We start from the raw sequence: 16747 nt of genomic DNA on the forward strand, positions 1-16747 counted from the left end.
TTAGATTATTTAATAACAGAAACTACACTTCCGGAACTTATATTTTGATAACCATCGGCAACCACCTTATCACCTTGGTGCAAGCCTGAAATTATTTCCACATTATTCCCTAATAATTCTCCTAAAACCACCTCTTTTCTTTGGGCTTTATTATTTTTATCTACTATCCAAACAAATCTTTTGCTAGGATAATCAAGAAGAACATATTTTAAAGGGACAACTATTTTAGCATCACTTTGATTATCTTGTGATGGATTATCAAAATAAGCTTTAACTACCATACCAGGCATTAAACTAAAATTAGAATTTGAAATTCTTACTTTAATATCATAGGTGTGCGAAATAGGATTAGCCGAAACCCCTTTTTCTATAATCTGTCCTCGGAAACTTTTATTGCCTAATGCTGTAACATTAATATCACAATACTGTCCTCTATCGAAATTAGAAACCTCACCTTCTGGAACTGGAATATTAATATCAACACTATTAATGTTCATAATGGTATAAACTGTAGCTCCTAAGACTACATTCATCCCATTTTCGTAATTTTTCTTACTGATGACACCAGATTCTGGAGCATAAAGATAAGAGTCATTTAAACTCTTTTTAGCCATAATTTCCGCAGATTGAGCTTGGGCAAGTTTGGTTTTAACATCAATGAGCTTAATCTCTGGAAGGCTTTCTTTATTGTACATTTCGTTCATTCTGCTGTAGGCATCCTGAGCTTGTTTCAAGGTAGAAACGGAAGCTGAATAGGCACTATTTAGTGTAGTGGTATTAAGTTTTGCCATCAACTGTCCTTTTTTCACGTTCTGCCCTTCTCTAAAATACAATTGTTCAATAGTTCCTGTTGTTAGAAAGCTTACATCTACTGTATTACTGCTTTCCACGGTTCCTATATATTCGTTACGTATATCTTCTGCGTTTTTTCCTACATTTATGATTTTTACTTTGCTCACTTCCAAAGCACTTTCATTTTCATCCTTATCAGAGCAAGAATTGATAACAATAGGAAGAAAAAATACTAGTGCATATTTTGCGATATTTTTTTTGTTTTTCATTTTTAATAATAAAATTTATGTTATACAAATAATTTGCAAAGTTGATTTTTATTTACAAAAAAACGTGTTTCTTATTCCCTATAAAAATGTTCATTTATCCGCTTTTTTAGTAATTTTGTAATTAAAACAATATATGGAACACTCATTCAATATTATTTCGACAGCTACTTTAGAAAAAGAAATAGAACTTATTTCGGACAAGAATGGTATTGCAATATCTAGAGAAGCTTTTCTTGTAAAGGAGAGTTTAAAAACGCCTAACAGTCCATATTTTGTTGAGGAAATAACCCTATTGCTTGTTAGAAACGGAGATGCGCGCATACGAATTAATCTGGATGAAGTTACAATATCAAAAAACGCAGTTATTATATTAACACCAAATTATATAGTAGAAATGCTGGAGTATGGAGAAAATTTAGAATTAGATATTTTACTTTTTCAATATGATGTGGTTGCTGATTTACCTTTAACAAAAGATATAACTAATATTGGGGAAATATTCAATAATTCTCCGAGTTTAATTTTAAAAGACGATGATTTTCAAGAGATTTCGGATTTATACTCAGTGTTAGCTTACCATTGCACCAAGCAAAAACTGCATAAAAGCGAAGTAACAAAAAACCTCTTATATGCCTTATGCTATATGGTCGTAGATTTCTATCAGGATAAAATTTCATCTGAAATAAAATTCAAAAATCGCCAAGAAACACTTTATAAGAATTTTTATACACTTCTTTTCATTAACTATAAAAAAGAACGAAGTATAAAATTTTATGCTGACAAACTCAATGTCACACCTAAATATTTTTCTAAAATCGTAAAACAGACGAGCAAAAAGAATGCTTCAGATTTAATAGACGAAATGGTTATTATGGGAATAAAAGCAGCATTAAAATGCTCCAATCAATCTGTACAACAAATTTCAGAAGAGTTCAATTTTCTTAACCCTTCATTTTTCGGAACTTTTTTTAAAAGAAGAACAGGCATTACACCTTTACAATACAGAAATATGTAAGTTTCTATAAAAAAGATGTAACCGTTATTCTTTGGCAGCTAAAAAATTAATTTCCTTTTCTTCGTTGTAATTCTTTCTTAAGGAGTGAAAGCTCTCTGCCTGTTTGTCCAGCAACTGATGTATTTTCTTGTGCTCTTCTGGTAAGATAAGGCACTACATCTTTTACTGGACCGTAAGGTAAATACTTGGTTACATTGTATTTTTTCTCGCCAAGGTAATAGGTAATGTTATCACTCATTCCGTACAACTGACCGAAATGGATATTTTCGTGGTCATGAGGTAAACCTTTGGCTTGCATTTTGTCCATCGCCAATTCTGTAGATTTCTCGTTATGCGTCCCAAAAAATGCTGCTACCCTATCTAAATTTTCCAATACAAAATCTACTGCTGCATTATAATTATCATCCGTAGCTTCTTTTGTTGGCTGAATTGGGTCTGGGTAGTTCTTTTCCGCAGCGCGTTCTCTTTCTTTTTCCATGTATGCACCACGAACAAATTTATATCCCAAGAAATAGTTTTTAGATTTTGCACGCTCTAAATCTTGAGCCATGTATTCTAATCTTCCCGTTCTGTACATTTGGATCGTATTCCAGATGTAGGCTTTCTCTTTGTTGTATTTCTCCATCATTTCGTTTACTAGACGATCTACTGCATCTTGCATCCAAGATTCTTCTGCATCAATCATCAGAATTACCTTATTATCATACGCCATTTTACAAACTTCTTCATAACGATTTCTTACACGTTGCCATTCTTCTTTCTCGGAACTGGTCAATTCTTTTCCCGCTGAAACATCTGCATACAAGTCTAATCTACCAAAACCTGTTGGTTTAAAAACCACAAAAGGAATGGCAGGATTGCCTATTGCAAATTTTATGTTTTCTTTAATTTCTTCGCAAGTTATATCAAAAGCCGCTTCTTCTTCTTTTCCTTCGATGGCATAATCAAAAATGCTTCCTACATGATGCGTAAACATTTTATCTACCACTTTCATGCTCTGTTCACGAGTTTCGCCACCACAGAATTGCTCAAACAGTGTAGTTTTCACTAAATCTGTTACCAAAGGAAAATTGTTTTTAATGGTGAAATTCAAAACGTTAATTCCCACATTCGTAAGACTTGGATATTTAATAGCGGTAAACATCCACTTGGCTTTTTCTAGTTGCGCTGTTGACTTTTCAGCAAAAGCAATTTTAGTATCGTTGAAAATTGACATATATAATTATTTGACGCCCAAATTTAATGATTGTTATGCAATTACTAAAATATAAGTTAAATGATTTTTACAGGTCTAATAATTAAACATTTGTATAGAATAATTTTTTTATACAAGACAAAAATCACGGCACACCAAAAATTTGGTGTGCTTTTTATTGTTATTTTTGCAAAAATTTTTAGCATGCTTTCTATTTTAGACTCAGAATTTTCGGCACTTAACACGTTTATACAAGAAAAAAATCCTAGTCAGATTTTTATATTGGTAGACGAAAACACTCATCAACATTGCCTTCCTACACTTTTAGGAAATCTAGACACCGATATTCACTTTGAAATTATAGAAATAGAATCAGGAGAAGATGCTAAAAATATTTCTACCGTTGTTCAACTTTGGGAGATTTTATCAGATTTTGAAGCGGACAGGAAATCATTACTTCTCAATTTAGGAGGTGGCGTGATTACTGATTTGGGCGGTTTCGTAGCTTCTACTTATAAGAGAGGAATTTCTTTCATCAATATTCCCACTACTCTTCTAGCAATGTGTGATGCTTCTATTGGAGGAAAAACAGGAATAGACCACCAATATCTTAAAAATATTGTAGGAACTTTTGCAGAAGCAGAGCATATTTTGGTTTATCCAGAATTTTTAAAAACGCTGGACTTTGTAGAGTTAAGAAGTGGTTTTGCAGAAATGCTGAAACATGGTTTAATTGCAGATGTTTCTCACTGGAATGATCTCATTACCATAGAAGAACTTACACCCGAAAACATTGCTCCGCATATCGAAAATTCTATGATGATTAAAGAAAATGTGGTAGTGAAAGATTACAAAGAAAAAAGTCTTAGAAAAATATTAAACTTTGGTCACACTATTGGTCACGCTGTAGAAAGCCTTTGCCTAAAAACACACCACGTCATTCCACATGGAGAAGCGGTAGCGCTGGGAATGATTATCGAAACTAAAATTTCGGAGTTAGAGAATCTTATTTCGCCAGAAAAAGCACAACACATTATTGAAAATATTCAAAAATACTATCCATATATTTCGATTTCTGCATTTAGCAATGAAGAGATTATCTCACTGATGCTCAATGACAAAAAGAATGACCATGGAAAGATTAATTTCTCTATTCTAGAAGGTTTAGGCAAATGCAACTATGACTACAAAGTAAGTCAACAGCACATAGAACAAGCTTTAGATTACTACAGAAATATTAATGCATAGCATAATAAAAACCCTTTAACAAAAGGTTTTTTGGCAACATATTTGAAAGTTTGGCTTTGGCCAAACTTTTTTTATGGAATTCTGTAAAAAACAATGAAAATTTTGTAAAATAAAATTTTAAGAAATGCTACAACTTTGCCTTAGAAATCTGAACAACTTTTCAGTTTTAATAAAGCTTACAAATGTGGAGCAAAAATTTTGAAACAATTGTTTAAAATTTTATAACAAGAAGCTTTTACAAAAATTGAAACTTTGCAAAGACAAAACATAAAACTTAAAAATTAGAAATTAGAAATTAGAAATTAATAAGAACAAAAAATTTAAAATTATGAAAAAATTATTTTTAACCGCTGCAGTAGCAGTAAGCTCATTAACATTTGCACAGCAATTCGGAGCAAAAGCAGGTATGAACGTTTCATCTATTTCAGACGAAGGATTTGATGACACTAAATCAAAAGTAGGTTACTACGCAGGTGTTTTCATGAACGTTCCAGTATCAGAATCATTCAGCATTCAACCAGAAGTTTTATATAACAATTTAGGTTCTAAAGTATCTTCTACCGTATTAGGAACTACTTATTCTTCTACCCTTAATTTAGATTACGTAGCAGTTCCAGTGATGTTCCAATATAAAGCTACTCCACAGTTTTATTTAGAAGCAGGTCCAGAATTTGGATTTTTAGTAAACGCTAAACAAAAATTTGACAATGGTTCTTCTTCAACAGTAACAGAATTGGATAAAGAAGACTTCAATAGTTTCAACATGGGAGTTGGTTTAGGTTTAGGGTTTGACATTTCTCAAAATGTAGGTCTTAATGCAAGATATGTAGCTGGTTTCAGTGATATCACTAAAGAATCAGGACCTTCAACTGACGCGAAAAATAAAAACAATGCTTTTCAAGTTGGTTTAAATATAAAGTTCTAATGAAAGAACACTTGATGAAAAAAATAAAAGCCGAAGATCATTCTTCGGCTTTTTTAGTATTATAAATCAGCAACTTAAAAATTCAGTTCAATTTTTGGCATGCTCTTTGGAAATATGAAAACATTAAACAATTATTTAATTAAGAAAAATAAAAGATTATGAAAAAAATATTTTTGGGATTAACCGTTTTAGCAAGTTCACTTTCTTTTGCTCAACAATTTGGAGTAAAAGCAGGTCTTAACTTATCTGACATTTCTAATACCTCTACCGCAGTAGACACGAAAATGAAAACTGGATTATATGCAGGTGTAACTGCTACTTTCCCGATTACAGAATCTTACAGCATCAAACCAGAATTGGTGTACAACCAATTGGGAGCAAAAACAGATTTATATGATTTTGGAGGAATTGTTGGTCAGGTTTCTACTACAACCAAGTTAGATTACTTATCATTACCGATTATGTTGCAGTATAATTTGCCAAGTAATTTATATTTAGAAGTTGGACCAGAATTTAGCTACATGCTTTCGGCAAACCAAAGTTTAAACACCATTATCACACCTTCTACCAACATTAATATGGATTACTTAAACCGATTTAATGTAGGAGCTGGAGTTGGCGCTGGACTTAAAATCAATGAAAATTTAGGCATCAATGCTCGTTATACATTCGGTTTAACTGGAATTGGAAAAGATGGAAACGTAACCGATTATTTCTTAAGCAATTCTAAAAATAATAATTTGCAAGTAGGTCTTAACTTTGATTTCTAGAACACTAACACTTTCATACATACAACCTATCTTTACCAAAAAACTCGAGAAATTCTCGAGTTTTTCTATTTTTTTAGATTTAAAACTAATCAAACAAATGCGTTTCTTTTGGCTTGCTTACAGGATATTTTTCTGTAAAACAACCGAAACAATGGTCAGAAGAACCTAAAATCACTTTTAAATTATCAATGCTCAAAAATTCTAAACTGTCTACTCCCAAATAATCTTTTAATTCTTCCACAGACATATTTGCGGCGATTAAATCGTCTTTTTTCGGCGTATCAATTCCTAAGAAACATGGTGCAATAATTGGTGGAGAAACACTTCTGAAATGAATTTCTTTCGCTCCACTGTCTCTTAAAATTTTCACCAATCGTTTAGAAGTTGTTCCTCTTACAATAGAATCATCAATAATGACCACTGACTTGCCTTTGATTTCAGCAACAATAGGATTCAGTTTCAAATTCACTACTCTTTCTCTCATTTCCTGAGACGGAACAATGAAACTTCTCGCGATGTATCTGTTTTTAATTAAAACTGGTCTAAATGGTATTCCAGAAGCTTTAGAATAGCCAATTGCAGCAGGAACTCCAGAATCTGGAACCCCAATGACCACATCTGCTTTTACAGGAGCTTGTTCCCAAATTTTTTCGCCAGACTTTTCTCTGATTTCATGTACATTAATCCCTTCTAAAGTAGTATCAGGTCTTGCAAAATAAATATATTCAAAAGCACAGATTCTTCTTTCGCAATTTTCTTTAACCAAGAAACTCTGTAAACCTTCGTGATGCTCAGAAGTATAAACAATTTCACCAGGAAGAATATCTCTTACATATTGCGCTCCTACAGCATCTAATGCACAAGTTTCCGAAGCACAAACGAAAGTTTTTTCATCAATCGCTCCTAAAACCAAAGGACGAATTCCGTGAAAATCTCTGAACGCAAAAAATTTATTTCTGGTCATTCCTACAACGGAATAAGCGCCTTCTATTTTTTCCATGGTTGCTTTTATCGCACCACGCAATCCTAAATCCAGATTTTTCTGAATCAATCTCAATATCACCTCAGAATCTGAAGTTGCTTTAAAAACTACACCTTCCGCTTCTAATTCTGCTTTGAGTTCTTGCGCATTGGTCAAATTACCATTATGAGCAATCGACAAAATAATTTGGTCGTACTCATTTTTTGCAAAAAATGGCTGAAAATTATAGGTTTTTTTATCTCCAGCTGTGGTATAACGAGTATGACCAATCACTGCATTTCCCAATAATGCTTCAGGATTTGGAATGGTTTTAAAAACATCCAACACCAAACCTTCATCTTTTACCGTAATAATTTTACCTTGAGAAGAAACAGAAATTCCGCAAGCTTCTTGACCGCGATGTTGCAAAGCAAACAACCCGAACTGCGAAAGCGAGAACGTATCTACCTCATTATCAGAATACAAACCAAAAATTCCACATTCTTCTTCCATTTTATCAAATGGGTAATTGGTATTTGGTATTTGGTATTTGGTATTTTGAAAATCATTATAACGATTTTCAAAAGCATATTTGGATATAGTTGAATAATTTTGAAATTCTAATTTCATTACAACGTTTTTTGGAGATTATGATTCATTTTCATTATTGAATCTAATTCTTTAGAAATGGTCTCTAGTTCTTCTTCTGAAATGTATTCTAATTCTTTTGAAATAATTAATTGAGTTTCTACTTCAAAACAAGAACCAATTGAAATTTGTAAAAAATTCTTAAACTGAGCGTTTGAATTCCTACCCGCACCTTCAGCAATATTAGAAGGAATTGAAATTGCAGCTCTTCTTAATTGTTGAGTCAAAACAAACATTTCTTCCTTCGGAAATTTTCTGGTTAAATTATATATATTTTTAACAAGGGAAATTGATGAAATCCATACATTCAGTTTTTTATAATTGTGCATAAAATTTATTTTTTAAAACTTAATACTAAATACCAATTACTAGATACCAATTACTAATTACTAGATACCAATTACTTTCCTAGAGCTTTTTTCAATCTTTCATAGATTTCTACATACGCTTCAGTAACTTCGCCCAAATCACGTCTGAATCTATCTTTATCGAGTTTTTTCATGGTATCTTTATCCCAAAGTCTGCAAGTATCTGGAGAAATTTCGTCTGCTAGAATAATTTTACCATCAGATGTTTTTCCTAATTCGATTTTGAAATCTACCAAAATAATATTCATCTTATCGAACAATTCTTTCAGTAACTCATTGATTTTATTGGTTAAAGCATACATTTCGCCCAACTCTTCTTTGGTAGCAGCTCCCAGGAAAATGGCATGATAATCATTAATCAAAGGATCGCCCAATTCGTCTTTTTTGTAGCAAATATCAAAAATAGTCACTGGAGATTTTATGCCTTCTTCTACTCCTAACCTTTGCGCCATACTTCCTGCCGCATAATTTCTCACCACCATTTCTAGCGGAATAATGCTCACTTTTCTTACCAACTGCTCTCTTTCATTCAATTGTTTGATGAAGTGAGTTGGGATTCCTTTCTCTTGTAAATATTCAAAAATAAGTGTAGTAATAGCGTTGTTCATTTCGCCTTTCAAATCGAAACTTCCACGTTTTTGAGCATTAAAAGCTGTGGCATCGTCTTTGAATTTTACAATTACTTCTTCTGGATTTTCTGTTGCGAAAACTTGTTTTGCTTTTCCTTCGTAAAGCATTTCACCTTTATTCATTTTATTGAGATTTTTATTATTTATCCTATTTTGTTGGAATAAATTCCAACCTTTAAAAATCGTTCGTCGCTCTGCGACTCTCCTTTAATATTATTTGAAAATCTGCGATTTCGAGACAAGTCTCGACTTATCCTTACCTAAAATATTCTACTCCGTTTCTGAAAATATTATGATAATTTGCGGTAGGAATGTTTTTGAACAAACCATCTGCAAAACGTTCTGGATGCCCCATTCTTCCAAAAATTTTACCACTTTCGCTTGTAATTCCTTCAATTCCAAACAACGATTGATTAGGATTAAATGGCATTCCGTGCACAACGTTTCCATAAGTATCAATGTATTGCGTAGCAATCTGACCTTTTTTGTACAAATCCAGCAATACTTCTTCCGAAGCCATAAATCTACCTTCACCGTGAGAAATCGGGATGGTATAAACCTCGCCTTTCATTCCCTTTAACCAAGGTGAATCATCATTGATAACTTTTACATCTACCATCTGAGAAATGTGTCTTCCAATAGCATTGTGCGCTAAAGTTGGCGATGTGTCATCTAAATCTCTGATTTCACCGTAAGGAAGCAAACCAGATTTTACCAAAGCCTGAAAACCGTTGCAAATTCCCAAAATCATTCCGTCTCTGGAAAGCAATTCGTGAATCGCATTTTTCATCTTTTCATTCTTCAAAACATTCACAATAAATTTAGCCGAACCATCTGGTTCATCACCTGCCGAAAAGCCTCCTGAAAACACTAGAATTTGCGACTGTTTAATTTTTTCTACCCAAGATTCTATACTTTCATCGAGCAATTGATGGGTTAAATTTTTCAGTGGTAAACTCTCTACTAATGCACCTTCTTTTCTGAAAGCATTTTGTGTTTCGTACTCACAATTGGTTCCAGGGAAAATTGGAGCAAAAACTCTAGGTGTTCCAATTCTATGAGAAATAATATTGATAGATTTTTTCTCTGTTCCATTTAGATTTTCGTCAAAATCAATTTGAATTCTTTCTTTTTCTTTAGTTGGAAACAAACTTTCAAATGTTCCAGAATTTACTTCAAGTAATTTATTGATTTCAAAATCTAAATTATTGATTTTGATTATTTTTGAATTTTTAACCTCACCTATTAATTGAAGTAAATCACTGTCTAATTTTTCTGTAGATTCTATTACTAATCCACCGATATTTTTTTCGAGTAGGAATTTTTCATCGATAGAAATTTCAGCTCCTAAAAGATTTCCAAAACTCATTTTTGCAACCGCTACTGCAACTCCTCCATCTTTAATGGTTTTCACAGAAACGATTTTTTTGTCCTGAATCCCTTGATGAATATAGTCAAAAACTTCGATTAAATTTTCGTAATTTGGCAATCCATTTTCTTGAGTTTTGTGATGGAAATGATAAATGAAGTTTCCAGCCTTTTTAAACTCAGGAGAAATGGTGTTTAATTTTTTTCCATCAGCACAAGCGAATGAAATTAAGGTTGGCGGAACGTTGATATCTTGATACGTCCCACTCATAGAATCCTTACCACCAATTGCCGCTAAACCAAGGTTCATTTGGGCATCATAAGCTCCCAAAAGTGATGCTAAAGGTTTCCCCCATTTTTCTGGATTATTGCCTAATTTTTCAAAATATTCCTGAAAACTTAGTCTGATATTTCTAAAATTACCGCCCATTGCGACGATTTTAGCCACAGATTCTACCACTGCTAAACTTGCCCCAATCATAGAATTTTGCTTGGAAATTTCGGCATCAAAACCCCAACTTGCATAAGAAACCGTTTCTATGTTTTCAGCATTGAGAATAGGTAATATTTGCACACAACCTTCAGCTTCGGTTGTTTGATATTTTCCTCCAAAAGGAAGCGTAACTGTAGTTGCACCCACTGTAGAATCAAACATTTCGACTAATCCTTTTTGAGATGCCGTATTTTTATCTGCTAAAATTTTGTAGAAATTCTCTTCACTAAATTCAATAGAACTTGAGTTAATTTCTTGTAAATGAGCAACTTTAGCATCTTGTTTCTTTGCGCAACCGCTTGTATCGAGAAATGCTCTGCTGAGATCCACAATTTTTTGTCCATTCCAGAACATTTGCATTCTTCCAGAATCGGTAACTTTTGCAACTTCAACGGCTTTTATATTTTCTGCTTCACAGAATCTGATAAATTTTTCTTTTTCGTGGGCTTCAATCACTACTGCCATTCTTTCTTGAGATTCCGAAATCGCGAGTTCTGTTCCATTCAAACCTTCATATTTCAAAGGTAAAACATCGAGGTTAATTTCCAGTGAATCAGCAATTTCTCCAATTGCAACAGAAACTCCACCCGCTCCAAAATCGTTAGATTTTTTAATCAATTTCGTTACTTCAGGATTTCTGAACAATCTTTGAATTTTACGTTCTTCCACCGCATTTCCTTTTTGCACTTCAGAACTCATGGTATGTATAGAAGTTTCGTCTTGTTCTTTAGAACTTCCCGTTGCTCCGCCAACTCCATCTCTTCCAGTTGCTCCGCCCAAAACAATTACCACATCGCCAACTGCTGGCTTTTCTCTTCTCACCCAATCTTTTGGAACAGCACCCGTAACGAAACCAACTTCCATTCTCTTCGCTTTATAACCTTCGTCATAAATTTCAGAAACGTGAGTTGTAGCCAAACCAATTTGGTTTCCATAAGAAGAATAACCATTTGCCGCTTGTTTAGAAATGGTTCTTTGTGGTAATTTACTAGGTAAAGTTTCAGAAATTGGTTCCAAAACATTTCCGGCGCCAGTTAAACGCATCGCTTGAAAAACAAACGCTCTTCCAGACAAAGGATCTCTAATTGCACCACCCAAACAAGTAGAAGCGCCACCAAAAGGTTCAATTTCTGTAGGGTGATTGTGCGTCTCGTTTTTGAACAACAGATACCACGGTTCTTTTTTACCGTCAAATTCTGCTTCAATTTCTATAGTACAAGCATTTATTTCATCTGAAACGACTAGATTTTCTAACTTGCCTGTTTTATGGAAATATCTTGCGCAAACCGTAGCCAAATCCATCAAAGAAATAGGTTTTGCTTCTCTGCCCAAGAATTTTCTTTTTTCTAAATAATCATTGAAGATGTTCTCTAAAGTCTCCTTGAACTTTCCTTCGAATTGAATATCAGTGAGTTCCGTTTCAAAAGTAGTATGACGACAATGATCACTCCAATAAGTATCCAAAACTTTCAGTTCTGTTTCGGTAGGATTCCTGTTTTCTGATTTAAAATAGTCTTGAATGAACTGCAAATCATCAAAACCAAACGCGAAACCGTGATTGTTGTAAAAATCGTTAAGTTGTTGAGTTGTTAAATCGTTAAAATCGTGATAAATTTTGATTTTATCTGGAGTTTCTTCCGCTGGAATTTCTAAAATTTCAAGATTTTTTTCTTGTGATTCTACCTTATTGATAAGAAGATTTTTGATTTTAGGCAAATCAGCCTCATTGATTCCTTGTAATTCAATCAGTTTACCACTTCTTACGGTAGATTTCTCATTTCCAGTGAGTAAGGCGATACATTGCTGTGCAGAATCTGCTCTTTGATCATATTGCCCAGGAAGAAATTCTGTTGCAAAATAAATGGATTTTGCTGGATTTTCATGATGCAAAATATCCACCACTGGATCTACAAAAGTATTGTTGACTACTTTTTCAAATTCCGATTCGTCTAAGCCAAAAATATCATAGATATTAAAGACTTTCACCGATTGAATGTTTGGCAAAATAGATTTAATTTCATTTAAAACTTTAGGACTTTCTACATCGAAAATTCCTCTTTTTTCTACGAAAATTCTTTTTTTATGAGACATCAGATGTCAGATTTAAATATTAGATTTATTACTTTTCAAACAAAAAGTGCAGCGACAACGCTGCACAAATTTATACTTTTAGTTCTGATTCTAAGCCAATTAAGTCGGCGTATTTTTCCAAAACAGGTTGAATTTCTTGCTGAACAAATTCCTCGGTTTGGATAGGTGCGAAGCCGATGAAATTTTTAGGGTCTAGAACCTCTTTCAATTTCGACTTGTCTAATTTCAGGGAGTCGTCATTCATAATCCTTTCGATTAAGTCATTTTCTTTGCCCTCCATTTTAACCTTTTTCGAGGCTTCCATAGAATGAACGCGTATTACTTCGTGAATTTCCTGTCGGTCACCACCCGCTTTTACTTCCTCCATGATGATGTATTCTGTCGCCATAAACGGAAGTTCTTCCATAATATGTTTATGAATTCTGTTTTCGTACACTACGATTCCGTTCATAATGTTATTCCAAATCAACAAAATAGCATCAACTGCTAAAAACGCTTGCGGAATCGTTAATCTTTTATTTGCAGAATCGTCTAAAGTTCTTTCGAACCATTGTGTAGCTGCTACCATTGCAGATGAATTTTGCAATGACATCACATATTTTGCTAATGCAGAAATTCTTTCAGAACGCATCGGATTACGTTTGTAAGCCATTGCAGATGAACCGATTTGATTTTTCTCAAAAGGTTCTTCTATTTCTTTTAAATTCTGTAAAAGTCTTAAATCGTTGGTGAATTTATGAGCAGATTGTGCAATATTTGACAATAACGCCAAAACTTTTGCATCAATTTTTCTATCGTAAGTTTGACCAGAAACTCCGAAAACTTTCTCAAAACCAAAACGTTTTGACAATTCTTTGTCTAAATGTTTCACTTTAGAGTAATCTCCGTTAAAAAGCTCTAAAAAGCTTGCTGCAGTTCCTGTAGTTCCTTTTACGCCTCTAAATCTTAATGTTTCGAGGAAAAATTCTAATTCTTCTAAATCCAGAAGTAAAGATTGCAACCAAAGCGTAGCACGTTTCCCAACCGTAGTTAACTGTGCTGGTTGAAAGTGTGTGAAACCAAGCGTTGGCAAATCTTTATATTGAAGTGAAAAATCAGAAAGATTTTTAATCACATTCACCAATTGTTTTCTGATAATTTGCAGTCCGTCTCTAATTTGAATAAGGTCTGTATTATCTCCTACAAATGCCGAAGTTGCACCTAAATGAATGATTGGTTTAGCTAATGGAGCAACATCTCCGTAAGTATGAACATGCGCCATCACATCATGACGAAACTTCTTTTCGTAGTGTGCTGCTTTTTCGAAATCTATGTTTTCTGAATGTTCTTTGAGCTGAGCAATTTGCTCATCGGTAATGTCTAAACCGAGGTCTTTTTCAATTTCTGCGAGCGCAATCCACAGTTTTCTCCAAGTTCTAAATTTCTGATTAGGTGAGAAATTGAAGAGCATTTCTTCACTAGAATAGCGCTCTTCTAATGGATTTTTGTAAGAATTCATCGAAGGTCTTTTTTTACTTTTTTTAGATGCTCAAAAATACAATAATAATGCTTTTGGCACCAATTTATTTAAAGAAAATTAACATTTAATTAACTTTCAACAAAAAACGCAGGAAAAATTCCTGCGTTTCGTATTTATTTTCTACCCGTAAAATCCTTCATGGTATCATAAATTCCAAAGACGTTTTTCATCACCCAATCAAAGGCTGGAATTGGTAAAATTCCTTGCGAAAAACGGATAAACCAATAAGGAAGTGGCATTGCCAAAATCTTGGTTCCTTTTTCTATGGCTTTGATAATTCTTTCTGAAGTTGGTTCTGGTTCCAGAATCGGAAGTAATTTAGATTTAACTCCGTCAAACATTCCTGTGTTGATATAAAAAGGCATAATCGTAGTGACAGAAATATTTTTACCCAGTTGTTGCATTTCTAATCGCAAAGAATCACTCCAACCGTTTACTGCCCATTTTGAAGCTGCGTAAACAGACATTTTAGGATTAGAAATCAATCCCGCTGAAGAAGCGATGTTACAAATAGCTCCAGAATTTTCTTTCATCATCTCAGGTAAAAATTCTAGTGCGATGTGCATTAAAGCATTGGCATTAATCAATAGAGATTTCTGAATTTGTTCGTGGGTATGTTCATGGAAATATTTCCCTACTACAATTCCAGCATTATTGATGAGAATATCTACCTTCCCCACTTCTGTTCTTACTCTTTGTGCAGCGATTTTGATTTCATCTAAGTTAGAAACATCTACTTTATACGTAGAAATTTCTTTCCCAAATTTTGCAAATTCTTCTTTGGTTTTGGCTAAACCTTCTTCATTAATATCCCAAATAATCAAATTGGAGGCTCCTCTTTCCAAAGATTTTCTTGCCATGATTTTACCAATTCCAGAGCAACCACCCGTAATCAGTACTTTTTTATTTTTAAAATCCATATCAATTAATTTTTCTTTTATTCAAAGGGATAAGATACTTCAGAAAAGCATTCGTTTTCTTTAAAATTCTAAAAACTATTATTTCTCACATAAAGTCTTTTTGAAACTTAAAAAATATTCCTTAGAAAATATACAGTTTATTTTATCTTTGTGAAAATCAATGTCTAAAATAATGAATTACGCTGATATTTTACAACAACAGAAAACTTTTTTTAACAGTCACGCTACCAAAGATTTAGATTTCAGAAAAGCACAATTGCAAAAACTGAAAAAAGTAGTCAAAAGCAATGAAAAATTACTGTATGATGCCATTTATCAAGATTTCGGGAAGTCTGAATTTGAAACTTTCGGCACCGAAATTTCTTTTATTTATAAAGACATCGACTATTACTTAAAAAATTTAAAATCTTTTGCCAAGCCTAAAAGTGTTCTCACCAATATTGTGAACCAAATGGGAAGCAGCAAAATCGTGTTTGAACCGCTTGGAAACTGTTTGATTATCGGTGCGTGGAATTATCCTTATCAATTGACTTTAACGCCTGTAATAGCTGCAATTGCCGCTGGAAACACTTGTATGATTAAACCCAGCGAACTTCCTGAAAACACGATGAAAGCGATGGCGAAACTCATCAATGAAAATTTTGATGCAAAATTTTTATACGTGTTAGAAGGCGGTGTAGAAGAAACCACAGCGATTTTAAAACTTAGATTTGACAAAATATTTTTCACGGGAAGTCCGCGAGTTGGAAAAATCGTTTACAAAGCTGCCGCAGAACATTTAACGCCAGTAACTTTAGAATTGGGCGGAAAATCTCCAGCTTTTGTGACCGAAAAAGCTGATTTACAAATTGCAGCAAGAAGAATTGTTTGGGGAAAATTCATCAATGCGGGACAAACTTGCGTTGCACCTGATTATCTGTATGTTGCAGAAAAAATCAAAGCGAAATTTTTAAAAGTTCTCATCGAAGAAATTAAAAAAAGAAACTATACTGATAATGTAGATCATTATTGTAAAATCATCAACGAGAGGAATTTTGACCGATTAGAAAAGATGATTGACCGCGAAAAAGTGGTTTTCGGTGGCGAAACCAACCGTGAAAAAAGATACATCTCTCCTACTGTTTTAGACCACGTAACTTGTGATGATGCAGTAATGCAAGAGGAAATTTTCGGACCGATTTTACCGATTTTGACGTATAAAAATCTAGAAACTGCCATGCAAACCGTAGTGGAAGGTGAAAAACCGCTTTCTGCTTATTTATTCAGCAATGACACTAAAGAACAAGAACTTTTTACCGAGAAATTGAGTTTTGGAGGTGGCTGTATCAATGATACTTTGATGCATTTGAGCAATGACAGACTTCCATTTGGAGGTGTAGGAAATTCTGGAATCGGGCATTATCATGGGAAATTTGGATTTATAGCATTTTCTCATCAAAAAGCAATTCTCAAAAAATCTAATTATTTGGAACCAGAATTGAAATATCCTCCTTATTCTGATGCTAAGCTCAATATTTTGAAAAAATTATTGTAAGA

The 16747-nt window shown here is 33.5% G+C and carries 13 protein-coding genes; 5 read left to right on the forward strand and 8 right to left on the reverse strand.

The window, feature by feature from the left end; all coding sequences use genetic code 11:
- Nucleotides 1-5: 5 nt before the first annotated feature.
- The gene (locus QO190_RS04805) at nucleotides 6-1061 is read right to left on the reverse strand and encodes an efflux RND transporter periplasmic adaptor subunit (protein ID WP_371461789.1); all 1056 of its coding nucleotides are present in this window, start codon (nucleotides 1059-1061) and stop codon (nucleotides 6-8) included.
- A gap of 133 nt (nucleotides 1062-1194) precedes the next feature.
- Between QO190_RS04805 and QO190_RS04810 the strand changes: the two genes are divergently transcribed.
- Complete coding sequence (locus tag QO190_RS04810; RefSeq protein WP_371461788.1) at nucleotides 1195-2076, forward strand: helix-turn-helix domain-containing protein; 882 nt, start codon at nucleotides 1195-1197, stop codon at nucleotides 2074-2076.
- A gap of 46 nt (nucleotides 2077-2122) precedes the next feature.
- Here QO190_RS04810 and QO190_RS04815 read toward each other — a convergent pair whose 3' ends face one another.
- Nucleotides 2123-3292: a proline dehydrogenase family protein gene (locus QO190_RS04815; protein ID WP_371461787.1), complete on the reverse strand. Its 1170-nt coding sequence runs from the start codon at nucleotides 3290-3292 to the stop codon at nucleotides 2123-2125.
- Nucleotides 3293-3475: 183 nt separating this feature from the next.
- Between QO190_RS04815 and aroB the strand changes: the two genes are divergently transcribed.
- From aroB to QO190_RS04830, 3 genes are all read left to right on the forward strand, one after another.
- On the forward strand, nucleotides 3476-4519 hold the full coding sequence (aroB, locus tag QO190_RS04820; protein WP_371461786.1) for a 3-dehydroquinate synthase: 1044 nt from the start codon (nucleotides 3476-3478) through the stop codon (nucleotides 4517-4519).
- A gap of 328 nt (nucleotides 4520-4847) precedes the next feature.
- Nucleotides 4848-5444 carry a porin family protein gene (locus QO190_RS04825; protein WP_371461785.1) on the forward strand — a complete coding sequence of 199 codons (597 nt, stop codon included), beginning with the start codon at nucleotides 4848-4850 and terminating at the stop codon, nucleotides 5442-5444.
- Nucleotides 5445-5602: 158 nt separating this feature from the next.
- Nucleotides 5603-6214 carry a porin family protein gene (locus QO190_RS04830; RefSeq protein ID WP_371461783.1) on the forward strand — a complete coding sequence of 204 codons (612 nt, stop codon included), beginning with the start codon at nucleotides 5603-5605 and terminating at the stop codon, nucleotides 6212-6214.
- A gap of 85 nt (nucleotides 6215-6299) precedes the next feature.
- Here the strand turns inward: QO190_RS04830 and purF are convergent, their stop codons facing one another.
- From purF to QO190_RS04860, 6 genes are all read right to left on the reverse strand, one after another.
- Nucleotides 6300-7805, reverse strand: coding sequence for an amidophosphoribosyltransferase (gene purF / locus QO190_RS04835; RefSeq protein WP_213189457.1), 1506 nt, complete (start codon nucleotides 7803-7805; stop codon nucleotides 6300-6302).
- Entirely contained in the window at nucleotides 7805-8152 is a 348-nt protein-coding gene (locus QO190_RS04840) for a four helix bundle protein (RefSeq protein ID WP_069797306.1), read from the reverse strand. Before QO190_RS04840 ends, purF begins: the two co-directional genes overlap by 1 nt.
- 71 nt (nucleotides 8153-8223) lie before the next feature.
- Nucleotides 8224-8943 (reverse strand): phosphoribosylaminoimidazolesuccinocarboxamide synthase, encoded by a 720-nt coding sequence (purC, locus tag QO190_RS04845; RefSeq protein WP_371461782.1) that lies wholly within the window; start codon nucleotides 8941-8943, stop codon nucleotides 8224-8226.
- Nucleotides 8944-9076: 133 nt separating this feature from the next.
- The gene (locus tag QO190_RS04850) at nucleotides 9077-12772 is read right to left on the reverse strand and encodes a phosphoribosylformylglycinamidine synthase (RefSeq protein WP_371461781.1); all 3696 of its coding nucleotides are present in this window, start codon (nucleotides 12770-12772) and stop codon (nucleotides 9077-9079) included.
- Nucleotides 12773-12842: 70 nt separating this feature from the next.
- The gene (purB, locus tag QO190_RS04855; RefSeq protein ID WP_274778910.1) at nucleotides 12843-14270 is read right to left on the reverse strand and encodes an adenylosuccinate lyase; all 1428 of its coding nucleotides are present in this window, start codon (nucleotides 14268-14270) and stop codon (nucleotides 12843-12845) included.
- Nucleotides 14271-14404: 134 nt separating this feature from the next.
- Nucleotides 14405-15211 (reverse strand): SDR family oxidoreductase, encoded by an 807-nt coding sequence (locus QO190_RS04860; protein WP_371461780.1) that lies wholly within the window; start codon nucleotides 15209-15211, stop codon nucleotides 14405-14407.
- A gap of 172 nt (nucleotides 15212-15383) precedes the next feature.
- Between QO190_RS04860 and QO190_RS04865 the strand changes: the two genes are divergently transcribed.
- Complete coding sequence (locus tag QO190_RS04865; RefSeq protein ID WP_371461779.1) at nucleotides 15384-16745, forward strand: aldehyde dehydrogenase; 1362 nt, start codon at nucleotides 15384-15386, stop codon at nucleotides 16743-16745.
- Nucleotides 16746-16747: the final 2 nt, after the last annotated feature.

Source organism: Cloacibacterium sp. Arc13 (assembly GCF_041431305.1).
Lineage (GTDB): Bacteria > Bacteroidota > Bacteroidia > Flavobacteriales > Weeksellaceae > Cloacibacterium > Cloacibacterium caeni_B.

Bases quoted from the DNA above. Each gene is read 5' to 3' on its own strand.
- purF (WP_213189457.1), bottom strand. From the start codon at position 7,805: ATGAAATTAGAATTTCAAAATTATTCAACTATATCCAAATATGCTTTT.
- QO190_RS04810 (WP_371461788.1), top strand. From the start codon at position 1,195: ATGGAACACTCATTCAATATTATTTCGACAGCTACTTTAGAAAAAGAA.
- aroB (WP_371461786.1), top strand. From the start codon at position 3,476: ATGCTTTCTATTTTAGACTCAGAATTTTCGGCACTTAACACGTTTATA.
- QO190_RS04850 (WP_371461781.1), bottom strand. From the start codon at position 12,772: ATGTCTCATAAAAAAAGAATTTTCGTAGAAAAAAGAGGAATTTTCGAT.
- QO190_RS04860 (WP_371461780.1), bottom strand. From the start codon at position 15,211: ATGGATTTTAAAAATAAAAAAGTACTGATTACGGGTGGTTGCTCTGGA.
- QO190_RS04830 (WP_371461783.1), top strand. From the start codon at position 5,603: ATGAAAAAAATATTTTTGGGATTAACCGTTTTAGCAAGTTCACTTTCT.
- purB (WP_274778910.1), bottom strand. From the start codon at position 14,270: ATGAATTCTTACAAAAATCCATTAGAAGAGCGCTATTCTAGTGAAGAA.
- purC (WP_371461782.1), bottom strand. From the start codon at position 8,943: ATGAATAAAGGTGAAATGCTTTACGAAGGAAAAGCAAAACAAGTTTTC.
- QO190_RS04840 (WP_069797306.1), bottom strand. From the start codon at position 8,152: ATGCACAATTATAAAAAACTGAATGTATGGATTTCATCAATTTCCCTT.
- QO190_RS04825 (WP_371461785.1), top strand. From the start codon at position 4,848: ATGAAAAAATTATTTTTAACCGCTGCAGTAGCAGTAAGCTCATTAACA.
- QO190_RS04865 (WP_371461779.1), top strand. From the start codon at position 15,384: ATGAATTACGCTGATATTTTACAACAACAGAAAACTTTTTTTAACAGT.
- QO190_RS04815 (WP_371461787.1), bottom strand. From the start codon at position 3,292: ATGTCAATTTTCAACGATACTAAAATTGCTTTTGCTGAAAAGTCAACA.
- QO190_RS04805 (WP_371461789.1), bottom strand. From the start codon at position 1,061: ATGAAAAACAAAAAAAATATCGCAAAATATGCACTAGTATTTTTTCTT.